This is a genomic window from Fibrobacterota bacterium (genome assembly GCA_019509785.1).
Classification (GTDB): Bacteria; Fibrobacterota; Fibrobacteria; order UBA11236; family UBA11236; genus Chersky-265.
This window is the reverse complement of record JAEKLQ010000035.1, coordinates 51,616-69,299: the sequence shown is the minus strand read 5'-3', so window position 1 is coordinate 69,299 and position 17,684 is coordinate 51,616. Positions and strand designations below refer to the sequence as shown.

Annotated in this window: 16 protein-coding genes and 1 pseudogene; 3 read left to right on the top strand and 14 right to left on the bottom strand. The window is 61.1% G+C overall.

Features of this window, described 5'->3' with window-relative positions:
* The first annotated feature begins 19 nt into the window (after positions 1–19).
* Positions 20–361 (top strand): annotated as a pseudogene (locus JF616_09755) (hypothetical protein).
* Positions 362–450: 89 nt separating this feature from the next.
* Positions 451–930 carry a hypothetical protein gene (locus JF616_09750; GenBank protein MBW8888027.1) on the top strand — a complete coding sequence of 160 codons (480 nt, stop codon included), beginning with the start codon at positions 451–453 and terminating at the stop codon, positions 928–930.
* Positions 931–1,584: 654 nt separating this feature from the next.
* Here the strand turns inward: JF616_09750 and JF616_09745 are convergent.
* The 10 genes from JF616_09745 to JF616_09700 all read right to left on the bottom strand — a co-directional run bounded on the left by JF616_09745 (position 1,585) and on the right by JF616_09700 (position 12,846).
* Positions 1,585–2,613 (bottom strand): tetratricopeptide repeat protein, encoded by a 1,029-nt coding sequence (locus JF616_09745; protein ID MBW8888026.1) that lies wholly within the window; start codon positions 2,611–2,613, stop codon positions 1,585–1,587.
* Positions 2,614–2,723: 110 nt separating this feature from the next.
* Positions 2,724–3,359 carry an energy transducer TonB gene (locus JF616_09740; protein MBW8888025.1) on the bottom strand — a complete coding sequence of 212 codons (636 nt, stop codon included), beginning with the start codon at positions 3,357–3,359 and terminating at the stop codon, positions 2,724–2,726.
* A gap of 32 nt (positions 3,360–3,391) precedes the next feature.
* Positions 3,392–3,799 (bottom strand): biopolymer transporter ExbD, encoded by a 408-nt coding sequence (locus tag JF616_09735; protein ID MBW8888024.1) that lies wholly within the window; start codon positions 3,797–3,799, stop codon positions 3,392–3,394.
* On the bottom strand, positions 3,784–4,434 hold the full coding sequence (locus JF616_09730) for a MotA/TolQ/ExbB proton channel family protein (GenBank protein MBW8888023.1): 651 nt from the start codon (positions 4,432–4,434) through the stop codon (positions 3,784–3,786). Before JF616_09730 ends, JF616_09735 begins: the two co-directional genes overlap by 16 nt.
* Complete coding sequence (locus JF616_09725) at positions 4,435–5,976, bottom strand: MotA/TolQ/ExbB proton channel family protein (GenBank protein ID MBW8888022.1); 1,542 nt, start codon at positions 5,974–5,976, stop codon at positions 4,435–4,437.
* Positions 5,976–6,896 carry a DUF3450 family protein gene (locus JF616_09720; GenBank protein ID MBW8888021.1) on the bottom strand — a complete coding sequence of 307 codons (921 nt, stop codon included), beginning with the start codon at positions 6,894–6,896 and terminating at the stop codon, positions 5,976–5,978. The genes JF616_09725 and JF616_09720 overlap by 1 nt, the downstream gene beginning before the upstream one ends.
* A 17-nt stretch (positions 6,897–6,913) precedes the next feature.
* Entirely contained in the window at positions 6,914–8,629 is a 1,716-nt protein-coding gene (locus JF616_09715) for a hypothetical protein (protein MBW8888020.1), read from the bottom strand.
* Positions 8,613–11,036, bottom strand: a complete 2,424-nt coding sequence (locus tag JF616_09710) for a TonB-dependent receptor plug domain-containing protein (protein ID MBW8888019.1) — start codon at positions 11,034–11,036, stop codon at positions 8,613–8,615. The genes JF616_09715 and JF616_09710 overlap by 17 nt, the downstream gene beginning before the upstream one ends.
* A gap of 238 nt (positions 11,037–11,274) precedes the next feature.
* Positions 11,275–11,808, bottom strand: coding sequence for a hypothetical protein (locus JF616_09705; GenBank protein MBW8888018.1), 534 nt, complete (start codon positions 11,806–11,808; stop codon positions 11,275–11,277).
* 177 nt (positions 11,809–11,985) lie between these two features.
* On the bottom strand, positions 11,986–12,846 hold the full coding sequence (locus tag JF616_09700) for a hypothetical protein (protein ID MBW8888017.1): 861 nt from the start codon (positions 12,844–12,846) through the stop codon (positions 11,986–11,988).
* Positions 12,847–13,032: 186 nt separating this feature from the next.
* On the opposite strand from JF616_09700, the gene JF616_09695 reads away from it, so the two are divergent.
* Positions 13,033–13,548: a GNAT family N-acetyltransferase gene (locus tag JF616_09695; protein MBW8888016.1), complete on the top strand. Its 516-nt coding sequence runs from the start codon at positions 13,033–13,035 to the stop codon at positions 13,546–13,548.
* A 24-nt stretch (positions 13,549–13,572) separates the two neighbouring features.
* On the opposite strand, the gene JF616_09690 is transcribed toward JF616_09695, so the two are convergent.
* The 4 genes from JF616_09690 to JF616_09675 all read right to left on the bottom strand — a co-directional run bounded on the left by JF616_09690 (position 13,573) and on the right by JF616_09675 (position 17,498).
* Entirely contained in the window at positions 13,573–14,454 is an 882-nt protein-coding gene (locus tag JF616_09690; protein ID MBW8888015.1) for a UbiA family prenyltransferase, read from the bottom strand.
* A 19-nt stretch (positions 14,455–14,473) separates the two neighbouring features.
* Positions 14,474–15,748, bottom strand: coding sequence for a hypothetical protein (locus JF616_09685; protein MBW8888014.1), 1,275 nt, complete (start codon positions 15,746–15,748; stop codon positions 14,474–14,476).
* A 130-nt stretch (positions 15,749–15,878) separates the two neighbouring features.
* Positions 15,879–17,105: an RNA polymerase sigma factor gene (locus JF616_09680; GenBank protein ID MBW8888013.1), complete on the bottom strand. Its 1,227-nt coding sequence runs from the start codon at positions 17,103–17,105 to the stop codon at positions 15,879–15,881.
* A gap of 30 nt (positions 17,106–17,135) precedes the next feature.
* On the bottom strand, positions 17,136–17,498 hold the full coding sequence (locus JF616_09675) for a YciI family protein (GenBank protein MBW8888012.1): 363 nt from the start codon (positions 17,496–17,498) through the stop codon (positions 17,136–17,138).
* Positions 17,499–17,684 lie beyond the last annotated feature (186 nt).

Sequence of the window (17,684 nt, the reverse complement as noted above, 5' to 3'; positions counted from 1 at the left end):
GGGTTAAAACCTCCAGGGACAGCAGCGCAAGTTGAATGCCTTCGTACAGTTCTACAACGAGATAAGGCCCCATTCAACCCTGGGCAAGGTGCCGCCGGTCAAGGTCCACACCGCCTCACCCCGGTCCTTGTCCTTCCCGGAGAAGATAAGCGGATGGGATTATCCCTTAGTGAAAAGTGGGTGGGTTTGGAGCCGGTGGATGAAGGAATCTGGAGAGTATATTCAGGCAGAAAATGTTGGGTTATCTGGACGAGAAGGTCCTGCGCATTCAAGACAATCTAGGTCGGTACAAGAGGAACTGAGTGTCCACGATGTCTCCGATTGGTCAGGAATAAAGTGCGCAGCGGCACAAAGACGATAGAAAATGTACAAAAAATGAAAATCGAAAGTTAGATGAATTCCATTGTATTCACACGAATCTATTCTTTTCTGTAAATGAATTCACGAGCAATGAGATCGATCGAATATAGAGGTGGAGTTATCCGCTTTTCTATTCCAGAACAATGGAAAGAGGAATACGAATCAAATGGGGGCGGGACGTTTTACGAAGAAGGTGGAGAAACGGGAATCCTAAGATTAAACGTCTTAACATTGGCGGCTCCGCCGGGACGCCGATTTGAAAACGGACTTGACGTACTGCTTGCTCAGCCAATTCCAAAAGGTGCTCGATTAAACAAGGTCGCAAATGGTAACGGGTTGCTCTTTTCGAGGTGTAATAGCAAGGAATCAGGGCAAGCAATCGAGATTTTCAGTTGGCAATTAGCGCATACGGCCCTGCCAAAAAAAATATATCTGGCTCAATTTACCTGGACAGTAAAGGCATCAGCGCAGGGTTTAATGGATCAGTCAGATGAAATAGCTATGATAGATACAATAATTAGTCAGGCAGTATTTAGCCCTTTGCTAAGGCTCGAACAAAACGAAAGATAGTGGAAGCGCGCATCTAAAGTGCTCCACGAAAAATCCACAATTGACAGAGCCTGTTTCGCCGAACCGGAAAAACACATGTGGTAACCCGAGTGACCACTTTTTTAATCCCTTCGTGGGCTTTGCCCGGGCCAGCTTCATCTGTCCATTTGGGAGGGAAGCCTTCATGACGTAAGGCATTTTGCTGAATACGGTCGTCGGGATTTCCCTCCTACCCCTCTTGGGCTAGGATAGTTTTCTTTCGCAAGTGCGAGGAAATCACTTTACGGCAACAACGTCAATGTCGTATCAAGGATGTTTTTGATGACCCAAATATTCCGGGCGAACTAGCCGACTTGGAACTGATGATCGAGGGCCCACTGATGTCGGGATGCAGGCTATTCTAATATTAATCGACGAAATTATTATTATGGAATTGGGATTCGGCAGATATCAAACCTGGTAGATCTTATAAAGCATCTTCGGTGATCCATGGTGCGCCTCCGCCCGGGCATAATATCAATCGATAGCCATGGCGAGTTTCCATCCCAAGATCGAATGAGCGCCCTGTTATTCTCAAACATGCGTATTGGAAGGCTGTGAAACCTAAGCAGCGGGACAAAATAGCGTGGTAAGGATTTGAGGGCCGAAGTTTACGGTTGCCAAGCAACGCCGGGCCTATTTGCGTTCGGTGGATTTGCCTTCAACGGACAGGTCCCGGTACTGGCGGATTTCGGCCTGTAAGGTCGCGTCCTTGGGCTGGAATGGTTGGGCGCTTTCCAGGATTTGGGTGGCGCGGTCATCGCGTCCCTGGGTATGGTACTCGTAAGCCAGGTTGCGCAATCCTTCGAGCCCTTCTTTGTTTCCGGCCTTGAGGGCTTGTAAGTAAGCGGTTTCGGCGCGATCCAACCATTTCGCGTCCGTGGCCAAATTGCCTAGGAAAACCGCGGCGTCGGAGAATGCGGGTTTGAAGTCCAACGCCTTTTGCAGGCAATCCATGGCGAGGAAGGGTTTCTTGTCCTGGGCCAAGACGTCGGCCAGCTTATAAAGGTTGTCGGGATCTTTCTCGCGGAGGGCCAAGCCTTCGCGGTAAGCCCCCGCGGCGGCTTCCAGATCACCTTCGGCCCGGTACAGATCGCCGATGTAGAAAAGGAAATCGATTTCCGAGGGCTTACGGGAGTAGGCTTCCCGGACAAGGGCCACGGCCTGGGGGTATTCCTTCATGGAGGCATGCGCCTCGGCCATCTGGTATATGATGCTGAGATCATCGGGGTCGAGCCCGCGGGCTTTTTCCAAAGCCTGGAGCGAACCGATGTAGTCATGGGTGCGCGCGTATGCATCTGCCAGGTAGAGCCAGGCGCTTTCGTTGTCGGGGTCCTGCTTGAGGGCCCGGCGATACGCGGCGATGGATTCGCCGTATTGTTCCAACCGGAAAAGGACGGCGGCCAAATTGAAAATGGCAGGAAGGTATTTTCCGTCGGTGAGGCGCTCGGTCTTGCGGAATGCGGCGGCGGCTTCGGGAAGTTTTTCCAAACGGTAAAGGCAATTACCGATATTGAAGGATACCGTGCCGGCATCGGCGCCGCGCGTTTCGGCTTTGCGATAGAGGATGAGGGCTTTGGCGAATTCGCCTTTGGCATAGAGCAGGTTGCCCCGATTGACCAGATCGACCGCGCTCTGGGCCGGGGCGAGCAGAGGCGCAGGCATGGCGCTACGGCTTGTCGGGCGGGGCACGGACTGGCCGGGGGCGGCTGCAACGGGCAAGGCGGCCAGCAGGGCGGCGAACATCATCTTCAACGGAGCAGGCATGGCGCGCATCAATTATTGAACCTGACTTCGAAGGGTTGCTCTAGGCCGCAAAATGCGACGGCGAGGCCGCCTTTCTTGGCCGGCTTGAAGAGTGTTTGCCGAAGGGCTTCGCGGCCGGCTTCGGCCAGGCCCAACCCGGAGGGTTTCTCTTCGGTTACGCGCACTTCATAGGGATGGCCCGAGGGATCGACGCAGAAGGACAACACGAGATAGGCGTCTTTCTCGGCCGCCCGGATTTCCTGGGGGAGACGGAAGGGCGGCGGGGCCGTCGGTTGGGGCTTTTCGTCCACGTCCCCGTTTTCGCCTTGCGCTTGGCCTCCGCCTCCGCTCGGCCGATTGACGATGTCCATCGGGACCGATGCGCCCTCCAGGCCGCCGACGCTCAAATCCATGGCGAAGCGGGGGCCCGCTTTGGCCATGGTCTGCATGGGACGGGCGCGCTGGGGCTGCTTGAGCTTGCGCTTGGGTTGATCATCCTGGCGCGCGGCTTCCATCTGCTTCAGGGAAACTTGCGCTACGATGCGAGGGCCTTTGGCGATGGACGCGCCATTCAGAGCCTGATTGAGCAGGGGAAAGAGCACGGTGAGCAGGGCGCTCAGGAAAAGCGCGGCGGCACCGATGCACAGGTTGCGTAATAGTTTCATCTTACTACTGGTTTCAACTTACCCGGTTATGGCTACTTGTTCATCGCCGCGACGGATATCTTCTTGGCGCCGGCCAGGTTGCAGGCGTCCATGACGGTGACCAGCAGGCCGGTGTTCGATTCGCGGTCCGCGATCAGGACGACCTCCCCCAAGGCGTTCTCGGCCAGCATGCGGCGAAGCACGTCTTGCAGGCTTTCCAGATCCACCTGACGCTCGTTCACGTGCACGGTTCCCTCGCGCGTGATGGCCACCAGGATGCTTTGGCGGTTGAGTTCGCCCGCGGACTGCGCTTGCGGCTTGTCCACCGTGACGCCGGTTTCCTTGGTGAGCGACGAGGTGAGGATCGTGAAGATGAGCAGCACGAACACCACGTCGATGAGGGGCACCACGTTAAGCTCGAAGCCCCCGCGCTTCTTGGTCTCGATCAGGAACGGCTCCATGGGGCCCCTCCTTCCTTGGGATAATAGATTTGGTTCAACATCATGCTGATGCCGTATTCCACCTGGTTCTGCAGCCAATGCACGCGGCCTTCCAGGCGCTGCCCGAGCAGGATGAGTATGATGGCGAGCAAGAGGCCGCTTTGGGTGGCGATGAGGGCTTCGGAGATGCCATGGGCCAGGAGCACGGCATTGCCGTTGCCGTACTCGGTCATGGTGCGGAAGGTATGGATGAGCCCGCTGACGGTGCCGAGAAGGCCCAATAGGGGCGCGGCGGCGGCCATCACCCGGACTAGGGGAAGATGGCGTTCGAGTTGGAACAGGGCCAGGGCCAGCTTTTCGGAGAGCAGGCGGCGCAGGGAGGCCTCATCGAGGCCGCCGTGATCGAGAGCCAAGGAGAGACCGTAACCGACGAGTTTCGGGGCCCGGGAGGCCAAGCGGCGCGCGGCCTCCCGGTCGCCGGCGGCCAAGCGGCCGCGGACGTCCTCGAAGAGCGAGTTCAGATTGGTGCGCCAAAGGCCGGCGCCGAGCTCGGCGTAGGTGGACAGGATCAGGCAAAAGCCCCAGAAGCCCACCGCGACGATGGGAATGAGGACCAAGCCTCCCTGCTGCCAGGTTTCGTAGATGACGGAGAACATCTAACCCTTCGGCCAAACCTTGTTCAGGACTTCCATGGCGCTGCTGCTGATGGCCGCGTTGATGCCGTCCATCCGCTCGTTCAGGAACCCGTGGATCAACAGCACCGGGATGGCGATGGCGAGGCCGGTTTCGGTATTGATCAAGGCCTCGGAAATGCCGCCGGCGAGCACCTTGGGATCATTGGCGCCCAATTGGTTCAGCACCTTGAAGAGGTTCACCAGGCCGCTAACCGTGCCCAACAGCCCCAGCAGGGGAGCGGCCGCGCCCATGGCGGCGATCAGCGGCAGGCGCTTTTCCAGGGCGGGGACTTCGCGCAGCAAGGCTTCGCGGACGGCCTTCTCGGCGGCGTCGCGCGATTGCTCGGCCTTATCGGCGAGGGCGCCTAAGGTACGGGCCAGCGCGCTGCCTGACCGGGAGCACATTTCCTTGGCTTCCCGCCAGCGGCGGGCTTCGGCCAGGGAGAGGAAGCGCGCGGTGAAGGACCGGGCGTTGGTGTTCTTGCGGGCGAAATAGACCAGACGTTCCAGGATCATGAATAGGGAGAGGATGCCGACCGCGAAGAGCGGATACAAGGTGACGCCGCCGGCCTTGAACCAGGCGGCGAAGCGGGACTGCCAGGAGAGCTCTTCGCCCTTCACGAAACCCGAGCCGAGGCTCTTGAATTGCAGAACGTCGAGAGGGAGGGCCAGGACGGTCTTACCTTGGGCAGCGCCGGAGATGGCGGTGGAAAGCATGCGGTTGTATTCGCCCGCGAGATCGTTGCGCCATACGAAGGTTTTTCCTTGGAGGTTGCCGGTGCGGAGCAGGATCTGGGATTCGCCGGGCCTGCCGTTTCCGCCTTCGCTTCCCTTCTCCAATTCGCCCACGAAGACGGTCCCCAGTTGCAGCCGCCAAGCGGAGGCGGGCCGCCCTCCCCCGAATACGGCTTGGCGATCTTCCAGGCTTTGCTTCAGGGTCTGATCTACCCGCAGAAGCGAGGCGTCCAGAAAGGCCGCCAGGGCATCTTGCGTATTCGCCCCGCCTTTGGCGGCCATGAATTCCGAAGCCTTGGACAGGCGTAAGGTGCGATCCTCCAGCGCCACGGGAACGTCCAAGGAGAGGTTTTCGGCGGCGCCGTCGATGGCGCGTTTCAGGGAGGCGTTGAAACCGTCCCAGCCCGCGCGCACAGCCGCGGCCTCATCGACCTTGTCCTTGGCCTCGCTGCGCGCCTTGACCAGGTCCTCCTCCGTGCGGGTGAGATCCGATGCCAGGCGGCCATACTTCTCTTCCAACGAGCGCGCGCGCTCATCGTCCTCCTTGGCGCGGGCGGCCGCGCGATAGCGCGCGTCCCAACGTTCGGCCTCTTTCTTTTCTAACGCGTCCAGCTTTTCGGCTTTCAAGTTCTCCAAGGAGGACAATTCCTTTTGCAAGTCCGCCAAAGCTTGGCGTTGGATGGCTTGGGGGTCTTCTTTACCGAATGCCATGGAGGCGGCCAACAAGGCGGCGATTCCCAAGCTCTTCCGGAACGGATACCGAATCGTGCGAAGGGCGACGGAGAACATCACTTGGCTCCTTTCGGCGCGGACGGGGCCGGTGAGACCGGGGCCGGATGGGAGGCGGGAATCGGGAGGGCGCCGGGCGCGATGCCCAGATCCAGCACGGCCAAGCTCGGGGGCCGCTTGGAGGCCTTGATCTCGATGGCGGCCTTGATGCGGTTCTTCTCCGCGAAGCCGGGATCCTCGCGCCACTCCCACGCTCCCCCGGGCTTCCTTTCCAGGATGCCGAAGCGTTTGCCTTCTTCGTCCATATAAGCCAGCCATTGGTTCCCGATCTTGAGCACTTGCGCGTTCACCATTTCCCCGTTCTTGCGGGCGATGGGCTTATTGAACAAGGCGATCTCGTCGCCGCTTTTCGCTTCGTCCTTGAGCAGGGCGTTGAGGCGCGCGAAGCCCTCGTCCACGGTGGCCGATCCGGCCTCCAGATCCTTCTTAAGCGAACGCACGCGATCGAGGCGGGCTTCGTTGTCCCAGGGCAGCCCGCCTTCGATACGGCGGGCCAGGGAATCGCAATAACCGGCCAAAACCAGGGACAGGCGCTTCTGGCGGGACTTGATTTCGTCTTCGTCGTTTTGCTTACGGCTCGACGCGGCCCTTTCCTGATCGACCTTCGCCTGGGTCTCTTGCACCCGGGCCTGCAGGGCGGCGTTCTCCTTCTCGCGCCGCTCGCGGTCCTTCCCGGCGCGCTGCTCGGCGGCGGCGGCCCGATCGTTTTCGTCGCGCACCAGGGAGTCGGTCTTGCGCAGATCGCCTTCCGCCTTCTGGACGTCCTTCTTGGACTTCTCCACCTCGGCGCGGGCTTTCTGGAGATCGGCCTCCAGGCGCGGCGTGGCGTCGGCATCCTGGGCGCGCGGCGATGACAGGGCCAACAACGTCGCGGCCATAACGACCGCGGCTTTGGCGCCGTTTCTATGCGTTCGATGCATGGCTGAAATTCCTTCCTTCATTTGCATAAGGGCGAATCCGCGTTCGCGGCGCACCAGGCGTCCGCGTTGCGGCAAAGGGTTTCCGATTGCCTGGGCTTATCGCGGCAATAGGAAGCCAAGGCGGGGCCGCAAAGATCCAACGGCCTCCAATCGTGATCCTGGCAATAATCCCAGAACCAATCCTTGCAGTCATTCTTTCCCTTGGTTTCCAGGCAAGCGGTGCGCGGGCCGGCGCAGGCGGGCTCATCCGGGAAATCCTTTTCCACGCAATGCATGAGTTGGCCGATGGGGGCGGCGACGGTATCGGAACGGGCCATGATGGCGACGGAATCGCAATGGGGGCCGGTGGAATCCCGGGCGGCCGCGGTGTCCAGGCAAAGGCGGATGGCATCCGCATGGCATATGGCGGGCCGCCAAGCCTGGTCGCGGCAATATTCGGGATAGAAATCGCGGCAATCCTTGGAATCGCCCCAACCGTCCTTTTCGCAAGCGTAGACATGGGCGATCGGCAAGGGATAAGCCTTGGTGAACCGATCGTGTATGATATGCAAGTCGAAGGAATCGGGGATGCCTCCCGCGAAGATCCCGGCCCCGCCCTGCACGTTATAGCGGGGCTTTACGCGCGGATCCCCGTTCGATCCGCCGCCTCCCTGCACCTCGGTCGCGCTGGCGTGGAAATCATAATAGGCTTTTTCGAACCCGTAGAAGTAAAACCGGTTCAGCAAGGTGAAGAACCAGGTATTCACCACGCCCATGCTATCGAGCAGGTTCCAGCCTTTGGCGCCGGTCGCGTTCGGGTAGATCAACAGCCGCCGGATATTGCCCGGGAAGTAATACCGGCTGGTATCCGGTTTCCCGCCGAAGGGCGAATCGAAGCGGGTCTCCGGGCGTTCGCTATTGGGATCGAAACGCTGGGTGATGAGCACGGCCCCAACGTCCTCGCTATGATCGGAACTGAAATAGTGGGACAGGGTATTGAGCTCGCCGTTCAGGTAATACAGGGTCGTATCCTTCGGATAAGGCTGCTGCGCTTCTTGGATCAATTCGAGCAGGCGATTTTGGATCGCATCCCCATGCTGCTTCAGGTAGGCGCCGCGGCCGGTCGAATCGATGAGAAGCTTGACCAAGGTGTCTCCGAATTGGGCCGTCATTGAATCCAGGATCGACTTGGGTAAGCTTGAAATAAAGACGGGATCGAAAATCGTATCCGGAACGCCGCCCGAGAAGGCCAGGGTCGGCGCGACGGCGGAATCATGGATCCGGAAATTCTTCGGAACGTGCGCCGTCCCCGTCAGGAGCGAACGGGTCCGCGTTCCCGCGCTGTCCCACGTGAATCGGGCCCGCAAGTCGTATTCTTGGCCGCGCTCGGCGAGCAGGGTCGGGTCTCCCTTGAAGCAGTTGGGGGTGTCGGAAACGGGGGAGAGCACCATCTCTAGGGATTTCCCCGCGGTCGAGTCCGTACCGCGCGCGTAGAAAGGTCCCGAGATGCGCACGTCGGCGCTGTCATACCAGGCGAAGGCTTGGGTATGCTCTTCGTCGACGTCCAGGATGCGTTCGAAGCAGACTTGTTCCAACGGTTTGCCGGACAATACGTAGGCGGTGGCGAATACCCCGCGGAAGGTCGCCGGATTCTCGGGATAGTAGTCCCAAGGCCCTTGGATGCAAGCCGCGACAACCAAAGCCAGTAAGCCGATCCCGCCTTTAGCGGCGCGGAACCTAGAAGTAGTACTCATAATTCACCAGGAAGGGGAAGAAGGGGAATTGAGTGATCTCGATGCGTTTGGGAGGGTTCGCTTGCCGATCGTAAGTATAGAAGAAGATGTTCTTATGATCGGTGATGTTGAGGAGGGTCCACGAGAAATTCCATTTGCCTTCCCGGCCCCAATCCACCGGCTTCAAGTCCCATCGGAAATACGCCGGGACGAAGGCGGCGTTGCGGTTGCCGCGCAGCAGATCGATGTTGTCCTGGAATTCCGGATTGGGCCCTCCCGCTTGCCGGCCCTGGTTCTGGTCCAAAAGATGCGCGTCCGAATAGCCTACGTATTCCGTGTACGGCAGGCCGGTGGCGTATTTCAATTGGCTGGACATGCGCAGGTACTTGCGGCCGCTCTTCACGAACAGCCCGTCCTTCCCCAAAAGGTTGATGGCGAGATCGGCCTTGAGGCTATGGGGTTGATGCCAGGAAGGGAAGTAGGCTTGATCCTTATGCGCGTCCTCCCGGATGACGGCGGTGCCGTTGGAATAGGATAGGCCTCCGAAGATAAGGCCTTCCGGCTTGCGGAGCGAGGCTTCGAAGCCGTAACTGTAGCCGTTGGCCTCGCGGAAGAGATCGCCCAAATCGCGGCTGACATCCAGCAGGATGGAGTCGGGCACGTCATTGGGCGAGTAGACGGGCAGGTGGTTGACGGTCTTGAAATAGCCTTCCAAGGTGAAGTCCCAGGTATCCTTGACCTTGTCGATGCCGTAACCGGCGGAGAAAAGGAGGGAGGAGGTGGGGTTCACGGTTTGCGTCGAGACTTTCTTGGCCGGGTAATAGAACTCGTTGATGCTTTCCTGATCGGAGAATTGGATGGAGTTGACGTACTGCTGATAGAAGCCGACGTGGAAATCGAGGGCCTGGGCGTGGGGCAGCTTGTATTTCAGGGAGAGGCGCGGTTCCACTCCCGGTACGTCCAGCACGGTCGATTGCGTCAACCGCAAGCCGCCCGTCAGCTCGGTCGCGCCCGGAGACCACTTGTCCTCGAAGAACAGGCTGTTCAGGAAGAAGGTCGTGCGATCGCGGAGCAGGATCTTGGCGATGATCTGATCGTTCCGGAATATCGTCTCGATCCAATTGAGATCGAGCCCGGCCGTGAGGCGGTGGCCGTCGATGCCGGTATATTCCAGGGACTGCTTGTAATTGATGGTCGCGATGCGGTTGTAGAACGCGAAGATATGTTCCAGGCTGAAGTCTTGGCTGAAAAGGCTGTACGAGGCCGTCGCATGGGTGGTCAGGTGCTTATCCAGAACCCCGTCGTAATTGAGCGGGATGACGGTATTGCCCCAGTCCACCTTGAAGGGGGTGAAGTTCAGTTCGTCGCGTCCGTTGTACCAGGAAAGCATGAAGCCGTCGTTCTTGGACATATCGTAATGGACGTTGCCTTGCAGATCGTAGAAGTAATAGTCGAGATCGAGATCGGTCAGTCCCTGGTCCCGCAGTAACGTCAGCACTTGATCGATATAGGTGCGGCGGCCGGCCACCAGCCAGCGCACGGGGCCCTGGTGGCCCTCGGTATGGATCTGGGAGGCGAAGGTGCTGACTTGGAGCGAGGATCCCTTTTCCCACGTCTGGGCGCTATCGGTGCCGCCCTCGCGCGATTTGATGTCCAGCACGGAAGAAAGCCGATTGCCGTACTCGGGCGGGAAGCCGCCCTTATAGAAGTTGACTTCATCGATGCCTTCCACCAGGAAGGTGGAGAAGAGCCCGAAGAAATGCACGGGCGAATACACCACCGCCTTATCCAAGAGGATGAGGTTCTGATCCGAACCTCCGCCGCGCACGTAGATTTTGGTGGAGAAATCCGAACTGGCGACCACCCCGGGCAGGGCCTGGATGGAGCGGATGACGTCGGCTTCGGCCAGGCCCGGCATGCGCTTGATGAGCTTTGCCGAGACGGTGGATTTGCCCAACGACCGCTTGGGCGCGCGTTGGGCGCGCACCAGAACCTTTTTTAATTGCACGGCCTCTTCGGATTTGTACTGGGTCGCTCCGGTATCTCTCGCGACGGAGTCCGGCGCGGCTGCGATCGGGGCCGCGGCCCGCGGGGCTTGGACCACCATGGAGGGCTGATCGCCGATGTCGGCGGAAAAGGCGGTGTCATTCCCGACCAGGCGGACCTCGAAGCATTTTTCCAAGCGTCCTTCTGAGGGCGCCCGACCCCCCTGGGCGGAGATCCCTCCCTCCTGAACCGCCCGGTTCTGGGAGGCCGCGCGGAAGCTATCGACCGGCGCGCTGAAGCAGAGGTTCCATACCGTATCGCGGGGCAGATCGATGCGGAACGGCTTCCCCGGCGCCACGGATAAGGTGTCGCCGGTTTCCAGGACCTCCAGGCGCAGGGCGGCCCCGGCGGCAAAAGAGGTATCACGCAAGATACCGGTCATGTGCACGTTACTAGGGGAAGGGGCGGGCGCGGCGGAGGCGAGCCCTGCCGCTCCCATCGCCATCCAGAATAGACCAAATCCCACTGCCGCTCCCCGAATTGCCGCGGACGTCCCAAGTAGGAACCCCGCCCGCGGCGCGAAGGGAGAACGTAAACAGATTTGCGGGGAGATTCAATTAATCATCGGCCGCCCCGGGAGGAAGCGTGTTACGGCCGAAAAGAGGGAAAGGGCGAGCCGGTTACTTTTTCTTGGTGCTCGGCTTTGACGATGATTTGACGACGGACCGATCGGGATGCGCCTGTTGGTAGACGAATATTTCGTTACGAACGGAATTGCCGAGATCCTCCGCCAACACGCGTTCCAGGTTCGCGCGGGCTTCCTTCATGTCGAACACCGAGCCTCTGGGTGGCTTGAAGCGCGATTTCAGCTTGGGATAATCGTATACGGCATAGCACCAGAAGCGGGCCTGTTCGTCCAGGGAAAGTCCCGGGGGAGGGGCCAGGCGCGCCGAACTATTCGACCGTCCGGCGGAGGCATCGGTTCCGCTGTCCTGACGGGTGTACATCGCGAATTCCATTCCGGCCAGCGCCAACGCCAAACCGATCACGAACGGCCAGATGCGGATTTGACGTTTGGGCCCGACGAAATGTGTCATCTCGGGCCGCTTGCCCCGTTGTCCGGATGAGGCCAACTTGCTGCGCATCTTCGCCAAGGTGCGGCGATCGGAGCGCGGCGGAACGAGATTGGTTCCATTCGAAATTTCATCAGCCATTGCCAAGGCTCCCAACACGGGCCGAGGCCCGCATGGACTCCATTATGGGGGCGGATCCCGGCTACGGCCATCACCTAAGGGATGGGCGACGGAAGGCATTTGCGGATCTTGGGCCGGGGAAAATAGGGAAGCGCCTCGGAGGGAGGCGCCGGAGGTAAGGGAGGGAGGAATCGGGGATTAAGGGATGACGGTTCCGGGGAGGCCGCCATTGATGGTGACCTTTCCGACCTTGCCGATGGTGACCGTGAGCTTGCCGGTGCCGGTGGTGGGGCCGACCCAGTTCAAGGTTACGCTGCGGGTATCGTCCGTGCCGGCGGTGGAGGTGAAGGTCTGGGAGCCGCTATACAGCTTGCCGGAGTAGGTGTGGAGCACGCCGTACGCTTCCAGGGTGACGGTATGGCTGCCCGGGGCGATGTAATCCCAGAAGACCGAAACGCTCTGGTTTCCGGAGAAAAAGCCGCTGGACAGGACGGAATCGGCCTTGATTACGCCGTCGACCAGCAAGGTCACCCGGTTCAGGTTCAACTTGTCCTTGCCCGTGCCCGAGACGCTCGAGCTGATGCTATCGGGAAGGGTATTGAAGTTCGCCTGGTACATGGAGAAACGGGAAGTCAGGTTCAAGGTCACCTCGGCGGTGTCGGCGGGCTTCACGAAGAAGGGGGAAGTCGATCCCTGATGGATGATGGAGTCCTTGGCGTCCTTGGAAACCGCGGAAACCGTCCAATTGCGGAGAGGGGCCAGGGTCAGCACCCGCAGCACCGTAACCTGGGAATTACCCGAGACCGTGGCCGTGTCGCGCACGGTGTCCGGGGGGGTCGCGCTGGAAACGGCGGTCAGGATCAGTTTCTGCAGGTTGATGGCGGAGGTCTTGGAAAGCGTGCCCACCTTTCCCAGCACGATGGTCGATTTGACCGTGGCGTTGGCCTCGCTGGACGCGGGGTCGTCGACCGATCTCGGCGAGGATCCGCAGGCCGCAAGCGAGATGGCCGCGGCGGCCGCGGCCGTGAGGTGGATAAGATGTTGTTTGACGTTGCGCATTGAATGCCTCCCTGTTCCAGTATGGGTTTTCGGAGGGGGCGGATCAAAACTTTAGCTCTGAGTGGAAATGGAACCGGGGGGACCCCTGCGCGTGATGGGCCTCACGAAGAAAGGACGTTTTGCCTTATCATCATCGGAAGAATCGGGTGGGAACTGTAGGGCTTTCCCTTAGTTAGATTTGGGCCGATGGGCATCGACTTCCCGGGAGGGTGCATCCGCCCTTGGCTCCCCTCCGACGTCAGCGCCTTGGCGCGCCTGGCGGATAACCGGGCGATTTGGCGGAACCTGCGCGACGCCTTCCCGCACCCTTACGCGAAAAAGGACGCCCGCGCTTGGATCCGGGCCGTAACGCGGCAGCTACCCTGCCAGCACTTCGCCATCGTGGCGGAGGGCGGCGCGCTGGCCGGAGGGATCGGGATCATCCCCGGGTCCGACGTGCATGTGGGCACGGCGGAAATCGGCTATTGGCTGGGAGAACCCTTTTGGGGGCGCGGGATCATGACCGCGGCCCTGGCCGCCTTCACCGGATACGCCTTCCGGGAATTCCGTCTGCGCCGCTTATCCGCCTATGTCCTGGAATGGAATGGGGCTTCGATGCGGGTGTTGGAAAAGTGCGGCTACGTGGCGGAAGGAAGTTTGCGGAAAAGCGCTTTGAAGGACGGCGTGGTGGCGGATGAAATCCTGTATGCCCGGGTGCTTTAACGCCTTATAAGGGCTATTGAACCCTTAAGTGCTATAGAACCATTTCCCTACCGCGTAGGCGGGCAGGATCCACAAGGCGCCCGCGGCTGCGTATTGCCAGGGAACCTGGTTGGCGAACAAAGCGACCACGTCTACGAGGGGCACGCAACGGAGCAGCATGCCCACCGCCTTGCCCGTATGCTTGGGCGAGGGATCTTTCGCAAGATCGCGGAGGGGATCGCGCAGCAAGATCGCCAAGGCCAGCCAGGCAAGGGCCAGCGGCCGTTCGGCGCGGTACCATAGGATCCCGGCCGCGGCCCAAGCGGCGAACCACGATCCCTGTCCGCCCAGGAACAAGGTCGCGCGGCGGCGCGAATTCCCGCCGACCTCATCGCGCGCCAGGTAGGTGACCAGGGCGATATAGGCCCATAAGGAGATGAGGCTTAAGACTACGGAACCCGGCCAGACCGCGGGGAAGGCGCTCCATGCCAGGGACATGCCGGTGAAAAGGTTGAGGGCCCGGCACAGGCCCATGGCGGCGGGCCCAAAGGGCCCGCCTTTGAGCCAGAAGTTATAGGCGAAGATAGCCGCGCATAGGGCAAGCCCGAACAGGGCGGAGAGAGGATGGGCCACCGCCAGGATGGCCAGTCCCAAGGCCATCATCCCCAAGCTTAACGTCCAGGCTGCGCGTAGGGAGATGGCCCCCGAAGGGATGGGGCGATTGGGCCGCTCGCGCGCATCGACGTCCTTATCGGCCACGTCGTTGAGGGCCATGCCCGCCATGATGAACAAGGCCGCGGATGCCACGCCCGCCCACAAGGGCCATTCCAGTCCGCGCCCGCCGCCGATCCACCATCCGGCATAGGCGTTGGACATGGATGAGAAAACGGTGGGGATGCGTACGAGGGAAAAGAAGGCGCGCTTCATGCGGAAAGGATAGGAAGTTTCAGGGCGCCGGGGGCAAGACCCTGACGACGGCGCCGCCAGGCCCTTCGATGCGGAGGAAGCGGGCGCCCGCGAAGGGCGCGCCGGCCAAGTCGATTCCCGTGCCCGCGAAAGACGCTTTCCGCAACGCCCGGCCCTTGGGATCGAGGATGGCAAGACGGTGCTCTCCCGGAGCCAGTCCTTCCAAGCGCCATCCCGCCTTCGTCATGGAAAGGCGTAGGCTTCCGTTCGCTTGCGGCGGAAGCAAGGAAACGCTGCTGGCCGGAGGGGTGAAGACGTAGTGGTAGTTCTTGGGAGCGAACCCGGATGGATTGTTGCCGGCCACCAGATGGGCCGTGCCCTTATAGGTTACGGTCGCATGGCCGTGGATGCCGCCGTCCGGGAAATCGTTGACCTTGGCCCATTGCCCCGAGGCCGGATCGAATTGATCGATGCGGCTGAAGAGGCTGAAGTCGGCCCCTTCGCCCCCGAAGACGTAGACCTTGCCGCCCAAGTAAGACAGGCCGATGCCGCCGCGCGGCGTGGGCATGGTCCCCTTGTCGTACCACTTGTCGCTCTTGGGCGAATAAGCTTCGACGGCGGCCTGGTTGAACCGGGTCGTGCTGCCGGTCGGCACGGAATGTCCGCCGATGACGTAGATGAGGGAGTCCACGACGACCCCTTTGGTATGCTCGCGCGCATTCTTCATGGACGCGAGCGCCTTCCAGCTGTCGGTCGCGGGATCGTACACGTGCGCGAACGCGACGGAGTGGTATTTGCCCGAATCGGTTCCCGCCATGACGTAGATCTTGCCGTCGAATGGCACTGCCAGGCCCGCGCCCAGCCGGCGAGGGACGTTGGCCAAGGTTTTCCAGGCATTGGTCTTGGGATCGTATTGCCAGGCGTTGGTACTGCCGTAGGGCCAGGGGTAATTGGCGCAGCAAGGCCAGTCGTAACCGCCGAAGACGTAGAATTTGCCGTCCAGGGCGCAGACCGCGGGATGATTGCGGCTGCCCGGCATGTTGGCTCCTTGGATCCATTTGTCCGCTTTCGCATCGTAGATCCACAGCTCGTCGGAAGCCTTGTTCGCATCGGTGGCCGGGGTCCTCTTCATCTCGCCGCCCGCGCAGAACAGCGAGTCGCCGATGGCGGCCCCGTCCCATTCGGATTGGATGACCGGGAGGACCGCGGCCTTGGTCCAGGTCCCGACCGTCGTTTGCGCCATGCCCGGCTGCGCCGACAGGGCCGCCGCGAAGGAAAGGGCAAGGGGAAAGGATGCGGAAAAATGGGTCTTCATATTCGTCTCCTGCGCCGGACCGAACTTACCTCCCCGCCCCCGATCGGGACGGGTCTTTCCCGGCGCGGAGATGCGTATTTCCGATTCCCCGGCGGTTCTGCGTTTTAAGACCCGCCTAATCGCGTTTCCTTTAGGCTTGGAGCGAATCCAACTTGCGCGACAGGAATCTCCGCTGCGGGCCGTCGGCTGGCACGTGTTGGAGGGCTTTCGCATACGCGTCCCGGGCCTCGACCGGCCGGCCGCAACGTTCCAGGAAGGCGGCCCGGGCGGAATGGGCCAAGGCGAAGCCGGCCAACTCGCCTTTTTCCAACAGGGCATCGATGCGCCGGATGCCCGCTTCCGGCCCGAAGGCCATGCCTTCGGCTACGGCGGCGTTCAAGTCGACCACCGGGGAAGGCGCGCAGCGGCGCAGGACCTGGTAGAGCCCGGCGATTTGCGGCCAATCGGTTTCGGCGGCCGTACGCGCGGCGGCGTGCAAGGAGGCGATGGCCGCTTGCAGGCAATAGGGGCCGATGCGGCCCTCGGCGAAAGCCTGGTCCAGCAGAGTCTGGCCCCGGGCGATGCCGTCCCGATCCCATAGGCCGCGGTCCTGTTCTTCGAGCAGCACCAGTTCGCCTTCGGGGCTGAGCCGGGAAGCCCGGCGCGAATCCTGGAAGAGCATAAGGGCCAAGAGCCCTTTGACCTCCGGATCGGGAGCCAGTTCCAGCAGGAGCTCTCCAAGCCGGATGGCCTCGCCCGTGAGATCGGCCCGCAGCAGATCAGACCCGTTACTCCCGTGGTACCCCTCGTTGAAGACCAGGTAGACCACGTGCAGGACGGTTTCCATGCGCATGGCCAGTTCCGGCCCTTCCGGGATGGCGAAAGGGATTTTGGCGTCGCGGATCTTGGCTTTGGCGCGCACGATGCGCTGGGCCACGGTGGCCGCCGGGCTCAGAAAGGCCGCGGCGATGGCCTCGGTGGGAAGCCCGCAGACCTCGCGCAAGGTGAGGGCCATGCGGGCCTCTTGCGAAAGCGCCGGATGGCAACAGGTGAAAATCATGCGCAGGCGATCGTCCGGCAATTCCTCGGCGCGGGCGAAGGCTTCCTCCGGCGCGCGGAGCAAATCCTCGTACCCTTCGGGCAAGGGCGCCTGGCGCGCCCGCCGCCGCAATTTGTCGATGGCGCGGAACCGGCCCGCCGACACCAGCCAGGCCCGCGGGTTTTCCGGCACGCCTTGGGCGGGCCAATGGGCCAAGGCTTCCGCGAAGGCGTCCTGCAAGGCTTCTTCGGCCAAATCCCAATCGCCCAGGAGGCGCACCAGGGTCGCCAGGATGCGGCGCGATTCCCGCCGGTAAGTTTCCTCGATGAGTTGCCGCATGGGGGACCGCGCCTTCGTCGTGAAAGGCCGTTAAGCCGGAGGGTTGGCGAACACCACGATCGGCCGCACCTCTACGCAACCCGTTTTGGCCCCGGGGATGCGTCCGGCGATTTGGATGGCTTCATTCAGATCGGCCGCATCGATCATGTAGAAGCCGCCCAATTGCTCCTTGGTTTCGGCGAAGGGGCCGTCGGTGGTCACGAGCTTGCCGGAACGGACCCGCACCGTGGTGGCGGTGGCGGTGGGCTGCAAGGCTTCGCCCGCGAGGTATTTCCCGTTCTTCTTGATGTCCGACGTGAAGGTGAAGTATTCCTCCAACATCACGCGATTTTCGCCTTCCCGGCGCACGTCCATTTCCTTTTCGTTTCCGTAGATGAGGCATAGGTATTTCATGATTTCCTCTAGGTTAGGCGCCCGCGAATCCGGGTCGCTCTACCCGATAGTCGAACGGGATGCCCTCCCTTTCGACAACCTAGGGAAATAATACCTGAAAGCCGGGCCCGCCATGGTTCTTGCAGGCGCGGCCCGATTCAAGGGGAGGAAGGCCCCCGTTCCGGCGGGCCGGAGGGGGCCGGTAGC